The sequence below is a fragment of the Tabrizicola sp. genome (assembly GCF_016792905.1).
Taxonomy (GTDB): domain Bacteria; phylum Pseudomonadota; class Alphaproteobacteria; order Rhodobacterales; family Rhodobacteraceae; genus Tabrizicola.
Map to the genome: position 1 here is coordinate 1 of NZ_JAEULP010000079.1, position 22,918 is coordinate 22,918.

The 22,918-nt window shown below is 67.9% G+C and carries 27 protein-coding genes and 1 riboswitch; of the genes, 12 read left to right on the top strand and 15 right to left on the bottom strand.

Annotated elements, in window-relative coordinates:
* The 3 genes from JNL31_RS16510 to JNL31_RS16520 form a co-directional block, all read right to left on the bottom strand.
* A partial coding sequence (locus JNL31_RS16510) for a glycine--tRNA ligase subunit beta (protein WP_294975605.1) occupies positions 1–809 on the bottom strand: 809 nt, incomplete at its 3' end.
* A gap of 2 nt (positions 810–811) precedes the next feature.
* A complete protein-coding gene (locus JNL31_RS16515) occupies positions 812–1,303 on the bottom strand; it encodes a DUF6446 family protein (RefSeq protein ID WP_294975608.1) in 492 nt (163 codons plus the stop codon).
* On the bottom strand, positions 1,300–2,226 hold the full coding sequence (locus JNL31_RS16520) for a glycine--tRNA ligase subunit alpha (protein ID WP_294975610.1): 927 nt from the start codon (positions 2,224–2,226) through the stop codon (positions 1,300–1,302). Before JNL31_RS16520 ends, JNL31_RS16515 begins: the two co-directional genes overlap by 4 nt.
* A 164-nt stretch (positions 2,227–2,390) precedes the next feature.
* Here JNL31_RS16520 and JNL31_RS16525 point away from each other — a divergent pair, with 164 nt between their 5' ends.
* Positions 2,391–4,133: a peptidoglycan-binding protein gene (locus JNL31_RS16525; RefSeq protein ID WP_294975612.1), complete on the top strand. Its 1,743-nt coding sequence runs from the start codon at positions 2,391–2,393 to the stop codon at positions 4,131–4,133.
* A gap of 6 nt (positions 4,134–4,139) precedes the next feature.
* Here the strand turns inward: JNL31_RS16525 and JNL31_RS16530 are convergent, their stop codons facing one another.
* The 3 genes from JNL31_RS16530 to metZ all read right to left on the bottom strand — a co-directional run bounded on the left by JNL31_RS16530 (position 4,140) and on the right by metZ (position 8,084).
* Positions 4,140–5,588, bottom strand: coding sequence for a TrkH family potassium uptake protein (locus JNL31_RS16530; protein ID WP_294975614.1), 1,449 nt, complete (start codon positions 5,586–5,588; stop codon positions 4,140–4,142).
* A gap of 71 nt (positions 5,589–5,659) precedes the next feature.
* Positions 5,660–6,745, bottom strand: a complete 1,086-nt coding sequence (folE2, locus tag JNL31_RS16535) for a GTP cyclohydrolase FolE2 (RefSeq protein WP_294975616.1) — start codon at positions 6,743–6,745, stop codon at positions 5,660–5,662.
* A gap of 154 nt (positions 6,746–6,899) precedes the next feature.
* Positions 6,900–8,084 (bottom strand): O-succinylhomoserine sulfhydrylase, encoded by a 1,185-nt coding sequence (metZ, locus tag JNL31_RS16540; protein ID WP_294975619.1) that lies wholly within the window; start codon positions 8,082–8,084, stop codon positions 6,900–6,902.
* A gap of 63 nt (positions 8,085–8,147) precedes the next feature.
* Positions 8,148–8,225, bottom strand: a riboswitch (SAM riboswitch).
* Positions 8,226–8,328: 103 nt separating this feature from the next.
* Here metZ and JNL31_RS16545 point away from each other — a divergent pair.
* On the top strand, positions 8,329–9,444 hold the full coding sequence (locus JNL31_RS16545) for a tetratricopeptide repeat protein (protein ID WP_294975621.1): 1,116 nt from the start codon (positions 8,329–8,331) through the stop codon (positions 9,442–9,444).
* A 48-nt stretch (positions 9,445–9,492) separates the two neighbouring features.
* Here the strand turns inward: JNL31_RS16545 and JNL31_RS16550 are convergent, their stop codons facing one another.
* The 6 genes from JNL31_RS16550 to JNL31_RS16575 all read right to left on the bottom strand — a co-directional run bounded on the left by JNL31_RS16550 (position 9,493) and on the right by JNL31_RS16575 (position 14,589).
* On the bottom strand, positions 9,493–10,125 hold the full coding sequence (locus JNL31_RS16550; RefSeq protein ID WP_294975623.1) for a hypothetical protein: 633 nt from the start codon (positions 10,123–10,125) through the stop codon (positions 9,493–9,495).
* 97 nt (positions 10,126–10,222) lie between these two features.
* Positions 10,223–10,831 carry a septation protein IspZ gene (locus JNL31_RS16555; protein ID WP_294975625.1) on the bottom strand — a complete coding sequence of 203 codons (609 nt, stop codon included), beginning with the start codon at positions 10,829–10,831 and terminating at the stop codon, positions 10,223–10,225.
* 53 nt (positions 10,832–10,884) lie between these two features.
* On the bottom strand, positions 10,885–11,763 hold the full coding sequence (locus JNL31_RS16560; protein ID WP_294975628.1) for a hypothetical protein: 879 nt from the start codon (positions 11,761–11,763) through the stop codon (positions 10,885–10,887).
* Complete coding sequence (locus JNL31_RS16565) at positions 11,753–12,667, bottom strand: hypothetical protein (RefSeq protein WP_294975630.1); 915 nt, start codon at positions 12,665–12,667, stop codon at positions 11,753–11,755. The genes JNL31_RS16560 and JNL31_RS16565 overlap by 11 nt, the downstream gene beginning before the upstream one ends.
* Positions 12,664–13,833 carry a signal recognition particle-docking protein FtsY gene (gene ftsY / locus JNL31_RS16570; RefSeq protein ID WP_294975632.1) on the bottom strand — a complete coding sequence of 390 codons (1,170 nt, stop codon included), beginning with the start codon at positions 13,831–13,833 and terminating at the stop codon, positions 12,664–12,666. Before ftsY ends, JNL31_RS16565 begins: the two co-directional genes overlap by 4 nt.
* A gap of 63 nt (positions 13,834–13,896) precedes the next feature.
* On the bottom strand, positions 13,897–14,589 hold the full coding sequence (locus tag JNL31_RS16575) for a lysoplasmalogenase (RefSeq protein WP_294975635.1): 693 nt from the start codon (positions 14,587–14,589) through the stop codon (positions 13,897–13,899).
* 55 nt (positions 14,590–14,644) lie between these two features.
* Here JNL31_RS16575 and JNL31_RS16580 point away from each other — a divergent pair, with 55 nt between their 5' ends.
* From JNL31_RS16580 to JNL31_RS16610, 7 genes are read left to right on the top strand one after another with little or no spacing between them, the layout of a single operon-like run.
* Positions 14,645–15,703 carry an alkane 1-monooxygenase gene (locus JNL31_RS16580; protein ID WP_294975637.1) on the top strand — a complete coding sequence of 353 codons (1,059 nt, stop codon included), beginning with the start codon at positions 14,645–14,647 and terminating at the stop codon, positions 15,701–15,703.
* Between the two features lie 56 nt (positions 15,704–15,759).
* Entirely contained in the window at positions 15,760–16,152 is a 393-nt protein-coding gene (locus tag JNL31_RS16585) for a hypothetical protein (protein WP_294975640.1), read from the top strand.
* Between the two features lie 10 nt (positions 16,153–16,162).
* Positions 16,163–16,534 (top strand): hypothetical protein, encoded by a 372-nt coding sequence (locus JNL31_RS16590; protein ID WP_294975642.1) that lies wholly within the window; start codon positions 16,163–16,165, stop codon positions 16,532–16,534.
* Between the two features lie 2 nt (positions 16,535–16,536).
* The gene (locus JNL31_RS16595; RefSeq protein WP_294975645.1) at positions 16,537–16,926 is read left to right on the top strand and encodes a hypothetical protein; all 390 of its coding nucleotides are present in this window, start codon (positions 16,537–16,539) and stop codon (positions 16,924–16,926) included.
* Positions 16,926–17,312 (top strand): hypothetical protein, encoded by a 387-nt coding sequence (locus JNL31_RS16600; protein ID WP_294975646.1) that lies wholly within the window; start codon positions 16,926–16,928, stop codon positions 17,310–17,312. The genes JNL31_RS16595 and JNL31_RS16600 overlap by 1 nt, the downstream gene beginning before the upstream one ends.
* Position 17,313: 1 nt before the next feature.
* A complete protein-coding gene (locus JNL31_RS16605; protein ID WP_294975649.1) occupies positions 17,314–17,703 on the top strand; it encodes a hypothetical protein in 390 nt (129 codons plus the stop codon).
* Positions 17,703–18,092, top strand: a complete 390-nt coding sequence (locus JNL31_RS16610) for a hypothetical protein (protein WP_294975651.1) — start codon at positions 17,703–17,705, stop codon at positions 18,090–18,092. Before JNL31_RS16605 ends, JNL31_RS16610 begins: the two co-directional genes overlap by 1 nt.
* Before the next feature lie 24 nt (positions 18,093–18,116).
* On the opposite strand, the gene JNL31_RS16615 is transcribed toward JNL31_RS16610, so the two are convergent.
* Together JNL31_RS16615 and xseA are read right to left on the bottom strand one after the other, a co-directional pair.
* Positions 18,117–18,416, bottom strand: a complete 300-nt coding sequence (locus tag JNL31_RS16615; protein WP_294975653.1) for a YciI family protein — start codon at positions 18,414–18,416, stop codon at positions 18,117–18,119.
* A gap of 9 nt (positions 18,417–18,425) precedes the next feature.
* Positions 18,426–20,000 carry an exodeoxyribonuclease VII large subunit gene (gene xseA, locus JNL31_RS16620; protein WP_294975656.1) on the bottom strand — a complete coding sequence of 525 codons (1,575 nt, stop codon included), beginning with the start codon at positions 19,998–20,000 and terminating at the stop codon, positions 18,426–18,428.
* A 119-nt stretch (positions 20,001–20,119) separates the two neighbouring features.
* On the opposite strand from xseA, the gene JNL31_RS16625 reads away from it, so the two are divergent.
* Entirely contained in the window at positions 20,120–20,377 is a 258-nt protein-coding gene (locus JNL31_RS16625) for an excalibur calcium-binding domain-containing protein (RefSeq protein WP_294975659.1), read from the top strand.
* Between the two features lie 9 nt (positions 20,378–20,386).
* On the opposite strand, the gene JNL31_RS16630 is transcribed toward JNL31_RS16625, so the two are convergent.
* The gene (locus JNL31_RS16630; RefSeq protein WP_294975662.1) at positions 20,387–20,647 is read right to left on the bottom strand and encodes a hypothetical protein; all 261 of its coding nucleotides are present in this window, start codon (positions 20,645–20,647) and stop codon (positions 20,387–20,389) included.
* A 63-nt stretch (positions 20,648–20,710) separates the two neighbouring features.
* Here JNL31_RS16630 and purD point away from each other — a divergent pair, with 63 nt between their 5' ends.
* Both purD and JNL31_RS16640 read left to right on the top strand, forming a co-directional pair.
* Entirely contained in the window at positions 20,711–21,979 is a 1,269-nt protein-coding gene (gene purD / locus JNL31_RS16635; protein ID WP_294975665.1) for a phosphoribosylamine--glycine ligase, read from the top strand.
* The gene (locus JNL31_RS16640; protein ID WP_294975667.1) at positions 21,976–22,875 is read left to right on the top strand and encodes a bestrophin family protein; all 900 of its coding nucleotides are present in this window, start codon (positions 21,976–21,978) and stop codon (positions 22,873–22,875) included. The genes purD and JNL31_RS16640 overlap by 4 nt, the downstream gene beginning before the upstream one ends.
* Positions 22,876–22,918 lie beyond the last annotated feature (43 nt).

Below are 22,918 nucleotides of genomic sequence, written 5' to 3' on the forward strand. Positions count from 1 at the left end.
ACCTCCGGCGGCAGGCCCAGGAAAGCCTCCGCAATCCGCCCCATCAGCGGCACCGGCCATTCCACCAGTCCCGCAACTTCGGCCAGCAAGCCGGGGTCCGCGACCACTTCCATCCCGGCGGCAAAGGCCAGGTTCTGCGCCCCCTGCCAGATCGCCGCCTCGCGCTCGGCCGTATCCAGCACCACGCGCGCCCGCTTCAGCTTCACCGCGTAATCGTCAAAGCCCGAGACTGTGAAGCGCCCGTTGCCCATGAACCGATGCCCCTCGGTCACGTTCCCCGCCTTGATCCCGTCGACCTCCATCGGCACGACATGCGCCCCGGCCTCGTCCGTCAGCAGGCAGATGATCGACTGCAACGGCCGCACCCAGCGCAAGGACCCCGAGCCCCAGCGCATCGACTTCGGCCAGGGGAAAGCGCGGATCACGCCCTCCAGCACCTCGGCCACGATGACCGCCGCCGCCCGTCCCGGCTTTTCCACGACGGCATAGAAGGTCTCGCCCTTCTTCTCCGCCCGCCGCTCCAGTTGCTCCAGCGTCAGCCCGGTCGACCGCAGGAACCCCTCCACCGCCTGCGCAGGCGCGCTGGTCGACGGCCCCTTCCGCTCTTCCCGCACCGGGCGGCTTTCCGCCGTCAGCCCCTCGACCGACAGCACCAGCCGCCGCGGCGTCGAGAAGGCCCCCGCCGAAGCATAGGTCAGCCCGGCCTCGACCAGCCCGTCCGTCACCAGCTTGCGCAGGTCGTCGCGGGCCTTCCCTTGCATCCGGGCCGGGATTTCCTCGGAAAAGAGTTCGATCAGCAGGTCCGGCATGATCAGTCCTTGAATTGGGCGTTCAGCTGTTGCCAGGCATAGGCCCGGCCATCGGCAAAGACCGCGACCACCCGGTCGACGCCGGGGTGGATGTTCGGCTCGGAGAGGAAAGCCAGCGCCTCGCCCGTCTCCAGCGCACGGCCGATGGCGTCGGCGTCGAAGCAGTCGAAGCCCGAGGGCGCGACCAGCGGCTCGGCCCCGGGATAGTCGCGGTAGGTCTCGGTCAGCGTGGCCAGCGTGAGCGGCGTGGTGAAACAGGCGCGGAACTTGATCGGAGAGCTGTCCGCGTCGATCCCCTCGACGCCGCTCACGATGATCGCCTCGGGCTGGTCCGAGGTCAGCGGCACAAGGCGGATTTCCGCGCCGGGCTGGAAGGCGACGGGCGTGTAATAGGCACGCTCGGCGGTATACCACAGGACCGCGCCCGCAATGGCCGCAACGATCACGATAGCCCCCACGATGAGCTTTCCCGCATTGACCGGACCCGCATTCACGCGTCCATCCCCGCTTCCGTCAGCCGGAAGGCATCGGCGCATTGCTTCGCCAGCGCGCGGACCCGACCGATATAGGCCTGCCGTTCGGTCACGGAGATCACCCCCCGAGCGTCGAGCAGGTTGAAGAGATGGCTGGCCTTGATCGTCTGGTCATAGGCGGGATGCGCCATGATGATCCGCTTGCCCGACTTGGGGTCCTGCGGCTCGAAGGCGAGAAGACGCTCGCATTCGGCCTCGGCGTCCTGGAAATGCCGAAACAGCATCTCGGTCGTCGCCCCGTCGAAGTTGTGGCGGGAGTATTCCTCCTCCGTCTGCCGGAAGATGTCGCCATAGGTCAGCGGGATCGGGGACTGGGGGTCGTTGAAGGCCATGTCCATGACATGGTCCACGCCCATCACATACATCGCCAGCCGCTCCAGCCCATAGGTCAGCTCGCCCGAGACCGGCTTGCAGTCATGCCCGCCGACCTGCTGGAAATAGGTGAACTGGCTGACCTCCATCCCGTCGCACCAGACCTCCCAGCCGAGGCCCCAGGCGCCGAGCGTCGGGCTTTCCCAGTCATCCTCGACAAAGCGGATGTCGTGCAGGCCGAGGTCGATGCCGATGGCGGCGAGGCTTCCCAGATACAGATCCTGCAGGTTCGCGGGCGATGGCTTGATGATCACCTGGTACTGGTAATAGTGCTGGAGCCGGTTCGGGTTCTCGCCATAGCGCCCGTCGGTCGGGCGGCGCGAGGGCTGGACGTAGGCCGCCGCCCAGGGCTTCGACCCCAGGCTGCGCAACGTGGTCGCCGGGTGGAAGGTGCCTGCGCCGACTTCCATGTCATAAGGTTGCAGAACCGCACAGCCCTGCCCCGCCCAATAGGTCTGGAGCCGCAGGATGATCTCCTGGAAGCTTTTCGGCGTGGCGGTGGCGTCGGACATGGGGAAGCCTCTGGCGGGGGCGAAACGTGCCGCCTTCCCTATTCCCTGGGGGGCAAAGGGTCAATTCCGGAACGAGACCTTCGCAAACGTGACAGGTTTCGCCTTGCCGCCACGCGCGCCTTCACTAATGTCGCGCGAACGCCATCCGACTTCAGGACGTAAAGATGTTCAGACCCGTTGCCCTCATTGCCCTGCTGCTGTCCGCCCTTTTCCTTGTCAGGCCCGAGACGGCACAGGCCCAGGATGGCACTGTCTGGCTCCAGGTCGAGGCGCTTCCCGACCTTGCCACCGCAACCGACCGGGCCGAGGCCTATGCCTCGCTTTTCCCCGAAACCGGCGGCTTTCGCCTCCGTTCGGGCTGGTATGGCATCGCTCTTGGCCCCTACCCCGCCGATGAGGCGGCACTTCGCCTTGCTGCGCTGAAGCGCGAGGGCCAGATCCCGGCGGACAGCTTCATCGCCTACGCCAAGGACTTCGGCGAGCAGTTCTGGCCGGTGGGCGGCGCGCCCGCGGTTGTTCCCGTGCCCGAGGCGCCGGAAGTCGTGGCGACGGCCGAACCCGAACCCGCCGAGGCCCCGGACGAAACCAAGGCCGAGGCCCGCGACAGCGAGGCGATCCTGCTGCCCGAGGACCGCAAGGACCTGCAGACCGCGCTGCAATGGTTCGGCTTCTATCAGGGCGGCATCGACGGCGCCTTCGGCCCCGGCACCCGCAATTCCATGGCCGCCTGGCAAGAGGCGCAGGGGATCGAGCCCACCGGCATCCTCACCACCCGCCAGCGCCGCACGCTGCTCGACGCCTGGAAGGGCGAGCTGTCGGCCTTCGGCTTCTCGGAAGTCGTCGAGCCCGAATCCGGCATCACCGTCACCCTGCCCCTCGGGCTGGTGGAGTTCGACCATTACGAGCCGCCCTTCGTCCACTACCGCGCCAAGGCGGACGGGGCACCGCGCATCCTTCTGATCTCGCAACCCGGCGACCAGGCCGCGCTTTACGGCCTCTACGACGTGCTGCAGACGCTGGAATCCGTCCCCCTCGACGGCGCGCGCGACCGGGGCGACCGTGATTTCCGCATCCGCGGCACCAGCGCGACCACAGACACCACCGTCTTTGCCGCGCTGAAGGGCGACCGGATCAAGGGCTGGATGCTCATCTCCACCCCGGGGAACGAGACACGCGATGCCCGCATCCTCCAGGTGCTGGAACAAAGCTTCAAGCCGGACGGTGACAGCGTGCTGGACCCCGGCATGGTGGCGATGGACGCAGGCACCAAGGCCGGGCTGCTCTCCGGCCTCGAAGTGCGCAAGCCGAAGCTCAGCCGCACCGGCTTCTTCATCTCGCCCGAGGGCGCGGTACTCACCACGGTCGAAGCCGTCACCGCCTGCGGCCGCGTCACCATCGACCGCGCGACCGACGCGACTGTCACCCTGTCCGACACCACGTCGGGACTGGCGCTTCTTACGCCCAGGGCGCCTCTGGCCCCCCGCGCGGTGGCCGGATTCGCCACCAGCCCCGCCCGCCCCGGCAGCGAGATCACCGTGCCCGGCTATTCCTACGAAGACCGCCTGCCTGCCCCGACCCTGACCTTCGGCACGCTTGAGGATCTGACCGGCCTGAACGGCGAGGCGGGCCTGAACCGGCTGTCCCTGCAATCGCTGCCCGGCGATACCGGCGGTCCGGTCCTTGATGCCTCGGGCGCGGTCCTGGGGATGCTGCTTCCGGCAGCGCCGCAGGGGGGCAAGCAACTGCCCGCGGGCGTGGTCTTCGCGCTGCCCGGCGCCGAGATCGCCCGCATCCTGTCACCCACCGGCATCGCGCCCCTGCCGACCGCCCCGACCGGCGCGCTGTCACCTGCGCAGCTGGCCGACACCGCAATGGGCATGACCGCGCTTGTCTCCTGCTGGAACTGACGGGCCTCAGCGCCGCCAGAAGCTCGGCAAGACCAGGACCAGGATCGTCAGCAGGCCCAGGCGGCCCAGAAGCATGCACAGCGACATGATCGCGATGGCGCCGGGCGGAAAGTCGATGAAGGTTCCGGTTCGCTCGACCAGCGGGCCGAAACCGTAGCCGATGTTGCCGATCGCCGTCCAGACCGCGAACAGCGCCGAGGTGCTGTCGACGCCCAGAAGCGTCATCGCCACGCTCATCAGCCCCAGGATCAGGATATAGCCCGAGACGAACAGGATCAGCGCGTTCAGCACGTCCTCGCCCACCGTCCGTCCGTCGTATCGGATCGGGTCCACGCTCGACGGATTGCCGATCCGCCGCACCTCACGCCGCATCACGGCCAGCACCAGCTGCACCCGGAACACGGTCAGCCCCGCCCCGGACGACCCGGAACAGCCCCCGACGATCCCGATCACGAAGGCCACCACCAGCATGAACCCGCCCCAGGTCGGGAACGTGCCGGTGAAGAAACCGCTCGACGACATGATCGAGGTCAGGTTGAACAGCGCCTCGCGGAACACCGGCTCGACCGGATCGCCCGTCGTCCAGACCCGCCAGAGGGTGACGGACAGGACCGCATAGGCCAGCCAGCGCAGATAGGCCCGCGCCTGGGCGTCGTGCCACAATGGCCGCGGCGAGCCGTTCACCAGCTGCACATAGCGGATATAGGGCAGACTGCCGAGGATCATGAACAGCGACCCGAAATATTCGCCCGCCCCCGCATATTTGTTGAACGATGAATCCGAGGCCGAAAACCCGCCGGTGGCAACGGTCGAGAAGCCGTTGACCACGGCATCCAGCGTTTCCATGCCGATCGCCGCGTAGACCGCGATGCAGATCACCGTCAGCCCGACATAGACGCCCAGGAGCTGCACGGCGATGTCGGTGGCACGCGGCAGGGCCTTGCCGAAGGTGTCGAAGCCTTCGGTGCGGAAGAACTGCATGCCGCCGACGCGCATCAGCGGTAGGAAGATCATCGCGATGAAGGCGATGCCAAGCCCGCCCAGCCAGTTCATCATCCCCCGCCACAGGTTGGTGCCGGCGGGCAGGTCATCAAGTCCGTAGATCACCGTCGCCCCGGTGGTGGTGATGCCCGACACCGCCTCGAAATAGGCGTTGTTCAGGCTCAGCCCCGGCGCGCCAAGCCAGAGCGGAAGGCAGCTGAAGAACGGCACGAGAAACCAGGTTCCTGCCGTCAGGAGATAGGCCTGCCTTGTATCCAGCGGCTTTCCCAGCGCATTGGCGGTCGACAGCGTCAGCCCCGCGCCCACCACACCCGTCAGCGCCGCCGATGCCAGGAAGTCATAGCCATTCACCAGCCCGGCCCGCCAGTCGATGATGGCAGGGGCCAGCATCAGGATCGCAAGGACGATCAGGATGCGACCGATCACATAGGCGACTGGGCGGAAATCAACCATGGTCGCGCATGGCTACGCGGCGCCGCGCGCTGCGTCAATCCGGCCCGTCGATCCAGCCTGTCAGCGCCCCGTCACCGGCCGTGGATCAGGCTCTGGAGCAGATGCGGGTCCAGGCTATCGACCGCGAAGGTCGCGCCTTCTGTCAAAAGGCTGACCGCGTCGTGGCTGTGCAAGGACTCCTGATGGCTCGCCACCACCCGGAAATCGCCGATCCGCGCGTCGGCCCGCAGCGCCTCGCAGAAGAGCCGCGCCGCATCCTCGACGAAGATCGGATTCGCCGCGTTCAACTCGGCAAAGGCCTGCTCGTCCTCGCGCTTGACCATCACCTGCGTCTCGGTCACGACCGCGCCCCGCGCCAGCTCGATCAGGTCCTCGAAAGCCATCTCGCCGGTCAGGACCACCGACAACCGCGCGACCGAGCGCTGCGAATGCGGCGTCGCCAGCTGCCCCCGCGTGGCGCGAGCATGTTCGGCCAGTTCCAGGCTGCAGGGGCAGGTCGAGGAATAGACATAGTCCAGATGCACGATGCGCTGGCGCACTCCCGCCGTGTCGACCAGCTCCAGCGCAAGATCGTAATACTGCCAGCCCGACAGCCCCGACCGCAGCGATTGCAGCTGCATCGGGAACGACACGCGCATCTGGATGCGGGCGTCGAAGGCGCCGAGGTCGGCCTTGTAGTCGTCGAGCGCCGCCTCGATCACCCCGAACGAGAACTCCTTCTCGGCATGGGCATAGAACGACCGCATGATGCGGCTCATGTTGATGCCCTTCTTCTCGGCCTCCAGGCTCACCGTGCCGGTGACGCTGGTCTCCAGCACCAGTGCCGCACCGTCTCGGGTCGCGTAGCGGATCGGCAGGCGGAAGTTGGAAATGCCGACATGCTGGATGCGCGTCTTCGCGCCCCGGATCAGGCTTTCCGGCCCGTTCTGCAAGTCGGGCATCGAAGCCCGATAACCCGCATCCGGGCGGAAACCTTCAGGATAGACGCGCGACAGTGCCGGATAGCCCTGCCCCGGCACCAGCCAGCCCACCGCCGAATCCAGCCGCGAAATCTCTTCGTCGGACGACTTTCCGGCCCACTGCCGCAGCACGGCAAGCGCCGCCTCTGCCTCTTCGCGCGTGGGAAGACGGTCGATCTCGGGGGTATGGATGTTCATCGGGCTGGTCCTTTCGGTTCAGGCGGGCGCATGGCCACACCGTCAATTTCCGGAATATTCTACGAGAGAGGCCCGCCGCCGGATCACCCTGGTCCGGGGCAGACCCCAATCACATAGGCATTCCGCCGCCCAAAGCAAGCACCGATTGCGACGATCACGCGACCGAAAGCGCCCGGTTCAGGTCGGCGACCAGATCACCCGCATCCTCCAGCCCCAGGGACAGCCGGATCAACCCGGGCGTGATGCCCAGGCTGTCCTTCTGGTCCTGCGGCAGGCGCTGGTGCGTCGTCGTCGCCGGATGGGTGGCTATGGTCTTGGCATCGCCCAGATTGTTGGAAATCTTCGCGATCTCCAGCGCGTTCATGAAGCGGAACGCCGCCTCCTTGCCGCCCGCGACCTCGAACGTCACCAGCGTGCCCCCGGACCCCATCTGCGCCATCGCCAGCTTGTGCTGCGGGTGGCTGGCGAGCCCCGGGAAGATCACTTTCGACACTTTAGGATGCGCGGACAGCGCCTTGGCCACCACCAGCGCCGCATCCGCCATCGCCCGGCAGCGCAGGTCCAGCGTCGCCAGGCCGTTCAGATGCATCCAGGCGGTGAACGGACTCATCGAGCCACCGGTGTGCTTCATGTAGGGTTCCAGCACCTTGCGGACAAACTCCGTCGTGCCGCAGACCACACCGCCCAAGGCCCGCCCCTGGCCGTCGACATGCTTCGTCGTGGAATAGACCACCACATCCGCACCCTGCTCGACCGCACGGCTGAAGATCGGTGTCGCGAAGACGTTGTCACAGATCACCAGTGCGCCCGCCTTGTGCGCGATCTCGCTGACGCCGCGAATGTCCACCAGCTCCAGCGTCGGGTTCGACATCGATTCGAAGAACACCGCCTTGGTGCCCGGCACCACAGCCTTGCGCCACGCGTCAAGATCCGCCCCGTCGACGAACGTGACCTTCACGCCAAAGCGCTGCAACACCTCTTCCAGCACATAAAGGCAGGACCCGAACAGCGCGCGCGACGACACCACATGGTCCCCCGCCCGCAGGCAGGACATCAGCGCCCCGGACACCGCCGCCATGCCCGAAGCCGTGGCAAAGGCGTCCTCCGTCCCTTCCAGCGCCGCGATCCGTTCCTCGAACATCCGCGTCGTGGGGTTGCCGTAGCGGGCATAGATGAACTCGTCCTCGCCCGCCTTGACGAAGCGCGCCTCGGCCGCCTCGGCCGTCGGGTAGACGAAACCCTGCGTCAGGAAGATCGCCTCGGCCATCTCGCCATACTGGCTGCGGCGGGTGCCTTCGTGCACCAGTTGCGTGCGGGTCTTCCAGTCCTTCGACGACATCGCCAGATCTTCCCTAGAACGGCCTCCCGGCCAATAAAAAGCCCCGGCAAACCAGAGGTGCCGGGGCTGACGCCCTTCACCTCTTTAGCGGCTTGTTTAACGTGGCCCGCAATCCGGTAACAAATCGCCACGAGCGCCCTCTTACGCCCCCGCCCCGGCCCGGTCAATGCCGCGCCCCCCATCGCCCTTGATTTTCCCCCGCAGGTGGCCGACGCTCCGCCCCGGAACCACCATGCAGGCCCCCATGCGCTCCTTCCTTTTCGTCCTCGCCGCCGTGCTTCCGACGAATGTCCTGGCAGAGACCTGCGATGACCGCAGCCAGGATTTCGAAGCCCGGATCGCGCTCTGCGACCAGGCCTTCGAGGCCGCCGATACGCCCGAGGCCGCCGCCCAGGCCCTGTCGCTCAAGGGCGAGGCACAACGCATGCTCGGCCAGCTGGACGAAGCCGCCGCGACCCTGCAGCAGGCGCTTGGCTTCAACGCGGAAAGCGCCTGGGTCTGGGTCGAGCTGGGCAATGTCCGCTACGACCAGGGCGACACCGCCGGGGCGCTGGCGCATTACTCCGCCGCGCTGGCGGTCGAGGACTACATCGACGCCTGGGCCAACCGCGCCGAAAGCTGGTGGCAGTTCAACAATGGCCAGCGCTGTTCCGACGACGCCGACAACGCCCTGCGCCTCGACCCGCAATATGCCTATGCGAACGAAATCAAGGGACGCTGCCTGATCGACCTCGGCCAGGCGGAACAGGCGCTAAGCTACTTCGACACCGCCATCTCGCTGATCCCCGGCTATCAGAATGCCTATCGCAACAAGCTTGCCGCCCTGGCAGCGCTCGGTCGCTACGAAGACCTTGTCGCCGTCGCGGACGAGGCGTTGCGCCCCGGTGTGGTCACCGACCCGAACCCCTCGATCGAAGAGGACATCCTGGCCCGCCGCCTGCTGGCACTTGGCGAATATGCCCCCCCGGCCACCGTCGCGGCCGAGGCGGATGCGCTTCTGAAGCGCTATCCGCAGAATCTGGCCGCGGTAAACGTGCAGGGCGCCGCCCTTCTCGCCGACGGCAAGGTGGAAGAGGCCGATCGTGTGACCCAGGTCCTGCGCCAGAACCCCGACGGCGCCCGGATGGAGGCGACCTATCACGACACGCTTGCCCGGATTGATGCGGCCATGGGCCGGATGGAAGACGCCTACGCAAACTACGAGGCGGCATTGAACCTGGACGCGTCGCTGTCCAAGACCTATGCGCGCAAACTGTCGGAACTGGGGTTCCTGCCCTTGTCCAACGCACCGGCAGGCGTCCTGACGGCGCTGCGTCGCTGCATCGACGTCAAGAAGACCGGTTGCGTGATGTCGCACTGAAACGGGCGCCCGTCACGGACGCCCGACACTCTCCATCTGCACCGGCGTTCAGGCTTCGTGGCCCGCGTCCAGGTTGATCACCGTCAACACCATGGCGCGCAGCACCGTATGCCCGATGATCGGCAGCACGGCCCAGAACAAGAGCCAGTGCGAGGGATCGACGGCGCGGATCATGGTTTCGTTCAGAAGCAGGAAGCCGAAGTTGTAGACCACCATCATCCGGGTCAGGTTCGGCAGATGCTCGCGCATCTCGGCGTCCGGCCAGAAGCTTGCCGCGGTCGAGGTCCGGCCATGCATCAGGTCCTGCAGGAAGATGCCCGCGATCACGACATAGAACACGCTCTGCATGCGCTGGCACCACAGCGGATCGTCGACCAGCGCCAGAACCGCCAGCGGCAGGCCCGCCATCAACAGCGCGAAGACCACCGCTTGGCCCGCCGAATAGCGCGTCAGCATCCGCCGCACCATGCCCTCGAAGCCCATCCCGATCCGCACCGCCAGCGCGGCAAGGAAGGCGGTCGCGAAGGCCTGGCCACCGTTGTCCGACCCAAGAAGCACCGACAGGACCGGATAGCCGATCAGCAGGACCGCGCCCGGCAGATAAAGGGCCCGCGACAGGGGCGGCAGATCCTGGAACAGGCTCAGGAACAGGCGGACAAGATCAAAGGGGCTGCGGTGCATCGGTGAACTCCATCAAGCTCACCGTCTGGTCTAGCCAGCCATCAAGGCAGGTCTGGGGCAGAACCCGGCCCCAAGCGGGGCATTCCTGTGCCGAGTGTCAGCTTTCGTCCGTCGGCTCTTCGATGAAGTAGCGCTGCAGCGCCATGAAGTTCGCCATCAGGAACAGAAACAGTGCCGCAGGCATCGCGAAGGTCTCCAGGATGACCCAGGTCTCCTCCGCCTGGGTGCGCCAGATGATCTCGTTGGCGACCGCCAGCCCTGCGAACATCGCCGTCAACCGGCGGGTCAGGATCATCCAACCCTCTGGTTTCATGGCCAAAGCTTCCGCCATCACCCATTGCAGCAGGCTTTTCCCGCGCAACAGGCCCGCCCCCAGGATCACCGCGAAGATGCCATAGACGAAGGTGGTCTTCATCTTGAAGAAGGTCGCGTCGTTGAACCAGGCGGTCAGCCCGCCGAAGAACACCACCATCACCCCGACGAAGATCTGCATCCGGCTGACCGTGCCCGTCAACAACCACAGGGAGAGCGTTGCAACCAGAAGCAACGGGATCAGGATCAGCGCCGCCACAATGAAGCCCGAATATTCGGTTCCCCCGAACATGAAGGTCTGATCCTTGATCCGCATGTAGATCAGGAAGAACAGAATCGTGGGCCCCAGCTCCAGCACCTGCTTGAGAATCGGGTTGATCTTCCGCCCGGCCATTGCCTCACCCTTCGTCAGAACCTGCGCCTATCTGGCCCGGATCGCCGCGCGGTTCAAGGTGCAAGCCCCGGCTGCCAGTCGACCGCCAGAGCGGCGTCGGACAACAACCGCGCCAGTGCCTCCGGCCCCGCCGGATCGTCGGACAAGGCCAACAGGCCGAGCTGCGCCGCGCCGATCCCGGTTTCCGCCCCGAAGTCCAGCACCAGCCGACCCCGGCCTTGCGGCAACGCGGCGATGAACCTTTCCAGCGCCTCGCCGTCGGCCTCGGGCAGATTGCCCTCCGGTATCGCGTGAACCACCCCAAGCAAGGCCGCCCGCGCCGCAAGCACCGCCTGCGTCCCCGACATCCCGGGATCGACCTCGGCGCCCAGGGCCTCCATCACCGGACGCAGCGTCCGGCCATCGTTCGTCCACTCAAGATGCAGTGCCACCACCCGCCCGGTCAGGATCGACCCGGCCGACAGCCGAGCCTCCGCGACTTCCGCCGTCAGAAGCAGCTCGCCACCCCCCGACAGCCCCAGACGCCCGCCCTCCAGCACCAGCCGGCCCGTCGCTTCGTCACGCCGCACCAGCAGGTGAACCTCCGCCGACTGCAACCGCAAAAGGTCGCGCAGCCAGCCCGGCATGTCCCGGTCGTTCAGCGCCGGTCGCACCCGCAGCCCGGCGCCGTCGATTTCCACCGACAGCAGTTCATCCTCCGCCATCGTTCCCGCCAGCCGCAACCGCGCGACCGAAACCTGCGGCGCCCCGTCCCCGGTCAGCCGCGCACCGTCCAGCACGCACCAGCCATCTTCCAGCGCGGCGGGCGGAAAGCTCAGGCTCAATCCGGTGAAAGATTCGACTGCCGCAACGACCGTATCGCAGCCTGCCGCCGTCTCGCCCGCCACCGGACCGGCCATGAGCGCCAGCAGCATCCAAAGCCTAAGGCGCATCGACATGGCTCCAGTCCACATCCAGCGTCACGCCCTGGAACAGCGGTGCCGCCTCGGCCAGCGTCCCGGGCATCCCCGTCACCGCATAGCCCGCTGCCCGCACCGGCCCGAGCCCGGGTTCTGCGCGCACCGACACGACAAGGTCGCCCGCCGGGTTCGGAAGTTCACCGATCAGCGCCACGAGTGCAGCCTTGCTTTCGGCCGATACGCTCGTCTCCGGCAGTTCGGCCACCACCGTCCGCAGATCGGCCCTGATCCCCTCCGCCGCCGCCTCCATGTCACCCTCTGGCGGCAACATCGCCGGCCCCAGCGTCATCAGCGCGTACCATTCGAACAACCCGTGCGTGGTGATCCGCAGGTCGGCCTCGGTCAGCGCGAAGCTGGTGGCCGACATCTGAATCGCCCCGGGCGAGGACAGGTCCACCCCCGTCAGCACGGCAGAGGCTTCGACGAGATTGTCGCCGGGGAAGTCCAGGCTCAGCCCCTCCAGCCGCAGCACCTTGGCTCCCGCATCCCAGGCCAGCGAAGCCTGAGCGTCGATCCCGTTCGGGCGGGCCTGCGCGGCGAAAAGCCAGTCCATCTGCGCATTCCCGGTCTGCACCACCAGCCGCAGCCCCTCCACCGCAATCTCAAGGCCCTCGGGGGTCCCGGCTCCTTCCGCGATCCAGCCCAGCGCCGATCCGCGAAAGCGCAGCCGATCCAGATGCCAGTCCGGCAGATACTGTCCTTCAAGGTCCAGAACCAGGCCCTGAACGAGGCACCAGTCCCCATCTTGCGAAAGCGTGCCGCTCACCGAGCCAAGTTCGGACAGCGCCGCCGAGACCTTCTCCCAGGCCGCCGGACACAACTCCGCGGCCCCCGCCGGACCCGCCAGCATCAGCCCCAGAAGCCCGGCGCGGATCACCCGTCCGCCCCGACCAGTGCCTTGGCAAACTCCTCGGGGTCGAAGGGCGCCAGGTCGTCGATCTGCTCGCCCACGCCAATCGCATGGATCGGCAGCCCGAACTTGTCGGCCAAGGCCACCAGCACCCCGCCCTTCGCGGTCCCGTCCAGCTTGGTCATCACCAAACCACTCACGTCCGCGATCTTGCGGAAGATGTCGACCTGCGTCACCGCGTTCTGCCCGGTGGTCGCGTCCAGCACCAGCAGAGTATTGTGCGGCGCCGTAGCATCGACCTTGCGGATCACTCGCACGATCTTCGCCAGTTCCTCCATCAGGTCCTGCCGGTTCTGCAACCGTCCCGCCGTGTCGATCATCAGCAGGTCCGCGCCATCCGCCTTCGCCTTGGTCAGCGCGTCGAAGGCCAGCGAGGCCGGGTCCGAGCCTTCGGGCGCGGTCAGCACCGGCACCCCGGCCCGCTTGCCCCAGATCTGCAACTGCTCCACCGCCGCCGCGCGGAACGTGTCGCCCGCCGCGATCACCACCGTCTTGCCCGCCGCCTTGAACTGGCTGGCAAGCTTGCCGATTGTCGTGGTCTTGCCCGACCCGTTCACCCCCACCACCAGCACCACCTGCGGTTTTGTCGGATAGAGGGGCATCGGCCGCGCCACCGGCTCCATGATCCGCGCCACTTCCCCGGCCAGCGCCCCACGCAGCTCGCGGGTCGAAACCTTCCGCCCGAAGCGCCCCTCGGCAATGTTCGCCGTCACCCGCACCGCCGTATCCACGCCCATGTCGGCCTGGATCAGCAATTCCTCCAGGCTTTCCAGCATCGCGTCGTCCAGCACCCGGCGCGGCTCCTCTGCCGCGCCCCGTCCGAACAGCCGCCCCAGAAGCCCCGGCCGCGCCGCCTCTGGCGCCGGGTCGGCTACCGTGGTGGGTGAAACCCGGTCCATGGGCATCGGATCCTCGGGTTCCGGGTTCTCCGGTTCCGGCGCATCCGGTTCGGGGATCTCCGGCAGGTCGGGCTCCGGCACCTCCGGCTCGGGCAGGTCCGGCACCTCCAGCGGCACCTCCGGCACCGGGTCGCGCGGCCCCTCCGCCCCTTCCGCGACCAGCGCCTCCAGCCCCTCGCCGATCTTGTCCGAGGAACGGAACATCCGGTCCTTGAGCTTCTTGAAGAACGACATGCGGGCGCCTTTCGGGAAGGATTTCCCTTCACCTAGTCGCTTTGCCCCGCCATTGAAAGACTGTCAGCCGGAACCCACGCCCCAGAAGACAACCGCACCCCAGGCAATCAGCACCTGCCCGCCCCAGTAGGCGGGCCAGAGAGCCAGCGCCAGCCGCCGCCGCAGGCCCGCGCCCGTCGCGACGAACAACTGGATCGCCAGCATCAGGTCGGACAGGATGAACAGCGCCGCCCCCCAGCGCAGCACAGACTGCCCCGACGCCACTGGCAGCAACACCGCCGCCACCCCCATCAGCCCGATCAGGACCACATAGCCCCGCACCGGCCAGCGCAAGTCTCCCGTGCGCGGTGCCAACCAAAATTCCGTCGAAACCAGCAGCCCCGCCAATACAACGAGCGCCAGACCCTCGCCCGTCGACACTCCGTCGAACCCCAGCGCCCCCGACCGCAGCAGGAAGCCCCCCGCATAGGCCAGATGCCCCAGCCCGAACGCTCCGACCCCCGCCAGGAACCACCGCTCCCCCTTCAGCGCCAGGCACAGATCGCCCAGCGCCCCCAGCGCCAGGCCCAATGGCACCAGCCAGAACCACCCCGTCCCCGGCATCGTGGCCAGCAGAACCGCGAGCAGCCCGGTCGACGCCGTCTTGACCCCGGCCCCCCGCCAGCCCTTCTCCTCGGCTGCGGCAAAGAGCCAGCCGTAGCCCACCGCCGCCGCCAGCGACAGAATGGCAGTTGCGATTGCCGCGAATTCGCCCAAGGCTGCCCCCCGAACCTGATGCCTCGCCAAAAGCGTTGACCCGGACCCGAAGCCGATGCAAGCCGAACCCCGCCGCCCCCTGCCCCTGGCCTCCTTCGCCGTGGCGTCACTCCTGCCCCTGCCGCTCCTCGGCCTCGGGCTCTGGCACGGCGGCCTCTGGCTCTGGGCCGCCTTCCTCTACATGGCCATCCTGACCATCCTCCTCGACCAGCTTGTCCCCCTCGTCCCCGGCCAGTCCGACGCCAGCGAATTTCCCGGCGCCGACCTCCTCCTCGCCACCATCGGCCTTGGCACCCTCGCCCTCCTGCCCGCCGCCACATGGGCCATCGCCGGGCCCTCCGCCCTCACGTTCACCGAGCGCGTCCTCACCTTCTTCGCCACCGGCTTCTGGCTGGGCCAGGTCGGCCATCCCGCCGCGCATGAGCTGATCCACCGGCCAAACCGCACACTCTTCCGCCTCGGCGCCGCCTATTACAGCGCCATCCTCTTCGGCCAGCACGCGAGCGCCCATCGCCTTGTCCACCACCGCCACGTCGCCAGCCGCGAGGACCCGAACTCCGCCCGCGCGGGCGAAAGCTTCTACCGTTTCGCCCCCCGCGCCTGGATCGGCAGCTTCCGGCAGGGCTGCGCCGCAGAAACCGCCCTGCGCTCGGGCCATCCCAGCCTCCACCCCTACGCTGCCTACCTCACCGGCAGCGCCGCCGCCCTGATCCTCGCCTCGCTGATCGCGGGCCTCCCCGGCCTCCTGATCTGGACGGCCCTCGCGCTGCACACGCAAAGCCAGATCCTCTTGTCCGACTACGTCCAGCACTACGGCCTGACCCGCGCCCGCCTGCCCGACGGCAGGCTCGAACCCGTCGGCCCGGGCCACAGCTGGAACACGGCGCACTGGCTCACCTCGGCGATGATGCTGAACGCCCCCCGCCATTCCGACCACCACCTCAACCCCTCACGCCCCTTCCCCGCGCTGCGTCTTCCCGACGACGCCCCCCGACTGCCCTGGCCGCTGCCGCTGGCCTGCGCCATGGCGCTTTGCCCCCGGATCTGGCGCCGCGCCATGTCCCCGCACCTCGCCCGCTGGCAGGATTCCAGACCCGGAAACACAACGGCTTGACTGGCCAAGCCCGCGCCGCTCTGGCACTCTCCCCCCGAATACGAACGGAGCCCTTGATGCGTGCCCTCCTTCTTGCCCTCGCCCTTCTCGCCACCCCGGCGCTGGCCGAAACGCCGCTCAATGCCGACGAATTCGATGCAGCCACCAGGGGCGCAACCCTCACCTACGACTACGGCAACGGCCTCTACGGGACCGAGGAATATCTTGACGGCCGCCGCGTCCGCTGGGCCTTCGAGGGCGATCTCTGCATCTACGGCGTCTGGTACCAGAAGGACGACGAGATCTGCTTCGACTACGAAAACGATTCCACCCCCGCCTGCTGGCTCTACTTCCTGGAAAACGGCAAGATCCGCGGCCGTTACATGGGCGAGGGCGGCGGCTGGGAAATCCTCGAATCCTCCCGCGAGGGCGGCCCCCTGCCCTGCGCCGGGCCGGATGTGGGCGTCTGAGCCCATGCGCGTGGCGGTGATAGTCGGCCTTCTCGCCAGCCCAAGCCAGGCCGAACCGCCGATCACTGCAAGCGAATTTGCCGCCCATGTCGGCAACGACACAATCGTCTACCAATACACCGACGAAGTGGGAATCGCGGACTACGGGCCCAACGGGTCCCTCGTCTGGCGGCGAAAGGAAGACTTCTGCGTGGCGGGCCATTGGCGGCAGGAAGGAGACGCGCTTTGCTTCTATTTCGCAAATTCGGAAGAATCCCACTGCTGGCACTTCTTTCTCAGGGGCGGGAAACTGGAAGCCGTCGGGACCGGGCGCGACCATACAAGAATCCGCGAAGTGTCACGCTCGGATCACCCCCTCGACTGCGCCGAGGTTCAGCTCTAGCGATGCGCTTCATTCTCTTCGCATTGCTGATCGCCACGCCCCTTCGGGCCGAAACCCCGATTACCGCCGAAACCTTCGAGGCGCATGTCACCGGCAAGACCCTGACCTACCGGCAATTCGACTATGTCTTCGGGATCGAGGAATACCTGCCCGACCGCAAGGTCCGCTGGTCGACCGCGCCCACCGAATGCCTTTATGGCAGCTGGTATCCGCAAGGCGACGACATCTGCTTCGTCTACGAATACGATCCGACCCCGGCCTGCTGGACCTTCTGGCTGAAGGACGGCGCGCTGGTGGCGCTCTCCAGCACCGGATTGCCCGGCGAGGAGCTGCACGAAGTCGACGCCAGCGCCCGGGGCCTGCCCTGTCCCGGGCCGGATGTGGGCGTCTGATGCTGCGCGCCGTCCTCTGCCTTGCCTGCCTTCCCGCCGCTGCGGGCGCCGAAACGGCCATGACCAGCGCCGAATTCGAGGCCTGGTCGACCGGCAAGACGCTGGAATACGATGTCGACGGCAGACACCGGGGCAGCGAGATGCATCTCGCAGGCCGCGCCACTGTCAACGCGCATGTGGGAAAGGCGTGCAGGTCGGGCCACTGGTATCCGTCGGGGAACCTGATCTGCTTTGTCTATGACACCAGCCCCGGCCCGCATTGCTGGCGCTTCCTGAAAGTGGGCGATCAGGTCTTTGCAGAATTTGCGGGTGACGATGAGCCGCAGAGGATTTCCGTAACCCTGTCGACCGCACGCAATCCCTGCGATCCGGGTGTGGGACTCTAGGATGCGCGTCGCCCTCGCCCTTGTCCTTCTGGCAGGTCCAGTCTTGGCCGACCCGCCCCTGTCGGCCGATGACTTCGACGCTTTGACCCTTGGCCGCACCATGACCTGGGCGGCATTCGGCACGGTCTACGGCGTCGAACAGTACCTGCCGGGCCGCAAGGTGCGCTGGACCTTCACCGGCGACGAATGCAAGACCGGCTATTGGTATCCGGACGGTCCCGCGATCTGCTTCCAGTACGAGGGCGACCCCGAACCCGACTGCTGGGAAATCACCACCTCCGGCCCCGATCTCCTCGCCCGCTACACCACCGACCCGCCCGGCACCGAGCCGGTGCTGGTTCGGGAAACCACCGAACCTCTCGCCTGTTTCGGCCCGAAAGTCGGCGTCTGATGCGCGCTCTGGCTCTCGTCCTCATGCTCCTTCCCGGCGCGACCCTGGCGGAAGGCGATCCACCGATGACGGCCGAGGCCTTCGAGCGCTTCGTCGAAGGCCGAACCATGGACACCCACAACCGGAGCGGCCGTTACGGGGTGGAAACCTTCCTCCCGGGCCGCCGGGCGATCTGGCGCGACGCCGAGCAATGCCTCGAAGGCCGCTGGCGGCCACAGGGCGACCTGATCTGCTTCGACTACCAGGGGATCGACCTGCCCTATTGCTGGACCTACCACGACCGCGGCGGCTGGCTGATGGCCTGGCTCGACGGCGACCGGGCGACCGAGCCGATCATGCTCTACCCGGCGGAGGACGTCGTGACCTGCGAGGGCTATTTCGGCGTGTGATGCAAGCCGACCGCGGCCAACCGATCAACCCATGCCCATGTGGTTGTTCTCCTCACAGGACAAATCCCAGGCTCGCAGCTCCAGCCGGCGCAGCCCCGATCGGACGAAAGGATCGGACCGCGCCATGGCCTCGGCCTGCGCGGCGGTTTCCGCACGCAGGATCACCATGCCGCCCGACCCGTCCGCGAAGGGTCCTGCCAGTTCCAGCGAACCCGCCACTTGCAGGGATCGCAACCAGGCCACATGGGCCCGAATCGCCGCGATGTCGGTCGTCACGCCCGGCACCGGATGCAGCAGCGCGACATATCGGGTGAATTCGCCCATCCTTGCCCCTCAGAACAGGGTCCCCTGCCCGCTTTCTCCATCCCCCTTCGACCGCTTCCCGGCGCGGCCACCCACGGAAAGCCGCCCGTCCCGGAACTCGATCTCCAGCGCCGCCGCCTTCTCCGCCGCCGCCTTCGACGTGACAACCGCCCCATCCCCCCGCACGACCGCATAGCCCCGCTTCAGCGTCGCCGCATAGCCCAGCGTTCCCCTCGTCCGGTCCAGCGCCTCAAGCCGGTCGGCGAGCCGCGCCAGCCGCTGCCCGGACGCAGCCTCCAGCCGGTCGCCCAGCGCCGCCAGCCTGCCCCGCCCCTCTGCCGTCCGCCGCCCGGCATCGCCCAGCATCCGCGCCAGCGCCGGGGCCAGCCGTGCCGCCAGCGCCTCCAGCCGCTCGCTCCGCCGCTCCAGCCGCAGAAGGATCGCCCGCCCCAGCCGCTCCCCCCGCGCCGTCAACTGGTCCCCCTGCCGCGCGAGCCCCGCCCGCAGCGCCTGCGGCTGCAACCGCCCCGCCACCCGGTCGAACTCGCGGTGCTTGCGCGCAACCGCCAGCCCAAGGCCAGAGGACAGCCGCAGCACCGCCCCGTCCAGCCGCTGCCGCGGCGTCGCGACCAGCGTCTCGACCCGCGGCAGCGCCCGGGCCAGGTCGCGCAGCCGCTGCCGCCGCAGCACCACTCCCTGCCCGATCCCGCGCACCAGCCGCGCGCCCAAGGCCTCCAGCACCGCCAGCAACTCCAGCCGCACCGGCACCGCCAGCTCCGCCGCAGCCGTCGGCGTGGGCGCCCGCAGGTCGGCGGCAAAGTCGATCAACGTGGTATCGGTCTCGTGCCCCACCGCCGAAATCAGCGGAATGCGCGACCCCGCCGCCGCCCGCACCACCACCTCCTCGTTGAACCCCCAGAGGTCCTCTAGCGACCCGCCCCCCCGCGCGACGATCAGCACGTCCGGACGCGGGATCGGCCCGCCTGGCTCGATCGCGTTGAAGCCCTTGATCGCCGCCGCCACCTGCGCCGCGCAGTCCTGGCCCTGCACCGCCACCGGCCAGATCAGCACATGCCGGGGAAAGCGGTCGCGCAGCCGGTGCAGGATGTCCCGGATCACCGCCCCAGAGGGAGACGTCACCACCCCGATCACCTTGGGCAGGTAGGGGATCGGCTTCTTCCGCCCGGCATCGAACAGCCCCTCGGCCTGCAACGCCGCCCGCCGCTTCTCCAGCATCGCCATCAGCGCGCCCGCCCCCGCAGGCGCCACGTCATCCACGATCAGCTGATACTTCGACTGGCCCGGGAAGGTCGTCATCCGCCCCGTGGCGACAACCTCCATCCCCTCCTCCGGCCGGACCTGCATCCGCGCGACCTGGCCCTTCCAGCTGACCGCCGCGATCACTGAACGATCATCCTTCAGGTCGAAATACATATGCCCAGACGACGGCCGCGACACCCGCCCGACCTCGCCCCGCACCCGGATCAGCCCGAACTCCCCCTCGATCACCCGCTTCACCGCGCCCGAAAGCTCGGACACGGTGTATTCCGGCTGGTTGCCCTGCGGGGCGGGCCCGGTGCCGTCGCTGTCGTCGATCAGATCCATCGCCCATTCATGCCCCGACCCGGACCGGGTTGCAACTCGCGGGCAAGATGGCCGCGCGATAGCCTTGCCCCGGGGGATCGGTTAACATCCGGCCGAAAGTTGCCTCCCTTCCCCGCCGCATGGTCCGACGCATGGTCCGCAGCCTCGCCCTTCCCGCGATCCTTGCCGCCCTGGGCGAACTCACCCTTGCCTCCGCCGCATCGGCACAGGACTGCGATCCTAACTATTCCGGCAAATGCGTCCCCATCGCCTCGGATGTCGACTGCGCGGGCGGCAACGGCAACGGGCCTGCCTATGTGGGCGGGCCGGTCTACGTCGTCGGCAGCGACATCTATGAACTGGACCGGGACGGCGACGGCGTGGCGTGCGACCGCTAGCTCCGGCGATCAGTCGCCATTCCCCGGACGGTCAGCGCCGATGTCACCCGACCAGCCTTCCCCGGGCGGCATCCGGCCATGTTTCCGGCGATAGGCTGCGTAGCTTCCGACGATCATCGCAGCGCCAAGTCCCGTCAGCCACAACGGACCCGTCCCGATCCCCCAGACGACTGCCATCAAACCCGCCGCCTCGGTCAGCCTGACCAGCGGCGACGGCTTCGGCCTGTGCGACTTGCCGGTGCCCAGTGTGACGGCGACATCGGGTTCCATGCTTGCCTCCCGCTCGCGCGCATCCTAAGACGCCTTCACCTTCAGGCCAAGCGGGGCGCGTCCATGAACATCCTGATCCTCGGTTCCGGTGGCCGCGAACATGCCCTTGCCTGGGCGGTGAAGCAGAACCCGAAATGCGACCGCCTGATCGTCGCCCCCGGCAATGCAGGCATCGCCATGCTGGCGGAATGCGCCGACATCGACATCCTGGACGGGGCGGTCGTGGTCAGCTTCTGCGAGGAAAACGCCATCGACTTCGTCATCGTCGGACCCGAGGCGCCCCTCGCCGCCGGGGTCGCCGACGCAGCTCGCGCCGCCGGACTCCTCACCTTCGGCCCCTCCGCCGCCGCCGCGAAGCTCGAGGCTTCGAAAGCCTTCACCAAGGAAATCTGCGACGCCTGCAACGCCCCAACCGCCGCCTGGGCCCGCTTCACCGAAGCCGCCCCCGCACGCGACTACATCCGCAAGCAGGGTGCCCCCATCGTCGTCAAGGCCGATGGCCTGGCCGCCGGAAAGGGCGTCATCGTCGCCATGACGGAAGCCGAGGCGCTCGCCGCCATCGACGACATGTTCGGCGGCGAATTCGGCGCGGCGGGCGCGGAAGTCGTGATCGAAGAGTTCATGACCGGCGAGGAAGCAAGTTTCTTCTTCCTCACCGACGGCACCAACGCCCTGCCCATCGGCACCGCGCAGGATCACAAGCGCGCGGGCGACGGCGACACCGGACCGAACACCGGCGGCATGGGCGCCTATTCCCCCGCCCCGGTCCTGACGGACGCGATCCAGACCCAGGCCTTGGACGAAATCGTCCTGCCCACGATCCGCGAGATGGCCCGGCGCGGCACGCCTTACCAGGGCGTCCTCTATGCCGGGCTGATGATCGAGAATGGCAAGGCCCGCCTCGTCGAATACAACTGCCGCTTCGGCGACCCGGAATGCCAGGTCCTGATGATGCGGCTTGGCGCGCAGGCCCTCGACCTGATGCTCGCCTGCGCCGAGGGGCGCCTGGCCGAGGCACAGGTCAACTGGGCCGAAGACCATGCCCTGACCGTCGTCATGGCCGCGAAAGGCTATCCCGGACCTTACGAAAAGGGCAGCTTGATCAATGGGCTGGACCGGATGCCGGAAGACAGCCGTCACATGGTGTTCCACGCCGGAACCGCGCTGAAGGACGGGCTTGTCACCGCGAACGGCGGCCGCGTCCTCGCCTTCACCGCCCGCGGCGCAAGTCTGGAAGAGGCGCACCACCGCGCCTATGCGATGATCGACCTCCTGGACTGGCCGCAGGGCTTCTGCCGCTCCGACATCGGCTGGCGGGCGCTGCCACAATGATCGTCCGCGACAAGCCCGGCGTCCTGCAACTTCTCTTCGCGGTCCGGGGCTCGGTCCTGCCGCATATCGCGCCCGAGCTTCTGTTCGTTGCCGCCTTTTCCGCCGCCGTCGTCGCCCTTGATCATTATGTCGTGCCGCTTCCGCATGTGCAGGCCGCACCGCTGGCGGTATTCGGTGTCGCGCTCTCGCTCTTCCTCGGTTTCCGCAACAACGCCGCCTATGACCGCTGGTGGGAAGCGCGGCGGCTCTGGGGCGGCCTCCTTGCCGACACGCGGAGCCTTGCGCGCGAGGCCGACCTGTTCCTGGCCGACGACGCCGCCCGGCTGGCCACCCTGCGGCTGACGCGCGTCTTCCTGCACCTGCACCGTGCGCATCTGCGTGGCATTGCAGGCGATCCGGTGGCAATCAGCCTGTCGGCCGCCGAGGGCCTGACCGGCGCGCACCCCCTGCCCCCGGACGCCGCGCTTGACGCGATGAACCGGGTCCTGACCGCGGCGCATCGGGGCGGCACCCTCGACGGCTTCGGCGCGCGGGCGCTGTCGGCGCGGCTCGGCTCGCTGGCCCTCGCCCAGGCGGGATGCGAGCGGATCAGGGCCACCCCCCTGCCTTACGTCTATTCCCTCCTCATCTTCCGCACGAGTTGGCTCTACTGCCTGCTTCTCCCCTTCGCGCTGATCGAGCCCACCGGCTGGCTGACCCCCCTCTTCGCGGTGATCGTCGCCTACACCTTCTTCGGCCTCGCCGAAGTCACCGAGGAACTGGCGCATCCCTTCGGCACCACGGCGAACGCCCTGCCGCTGGACGCGATCTGCCGGACGGCGGAAATCAGCCTTGCCCCCCATCTGGGCGAGGTGCCACCCCCGCCACTGCAACCCACAGACTACCGGCTGGACTGATCCACCGGCCCCTTGCGCCCGCCCCTGCCCCCGCATAAGAAGC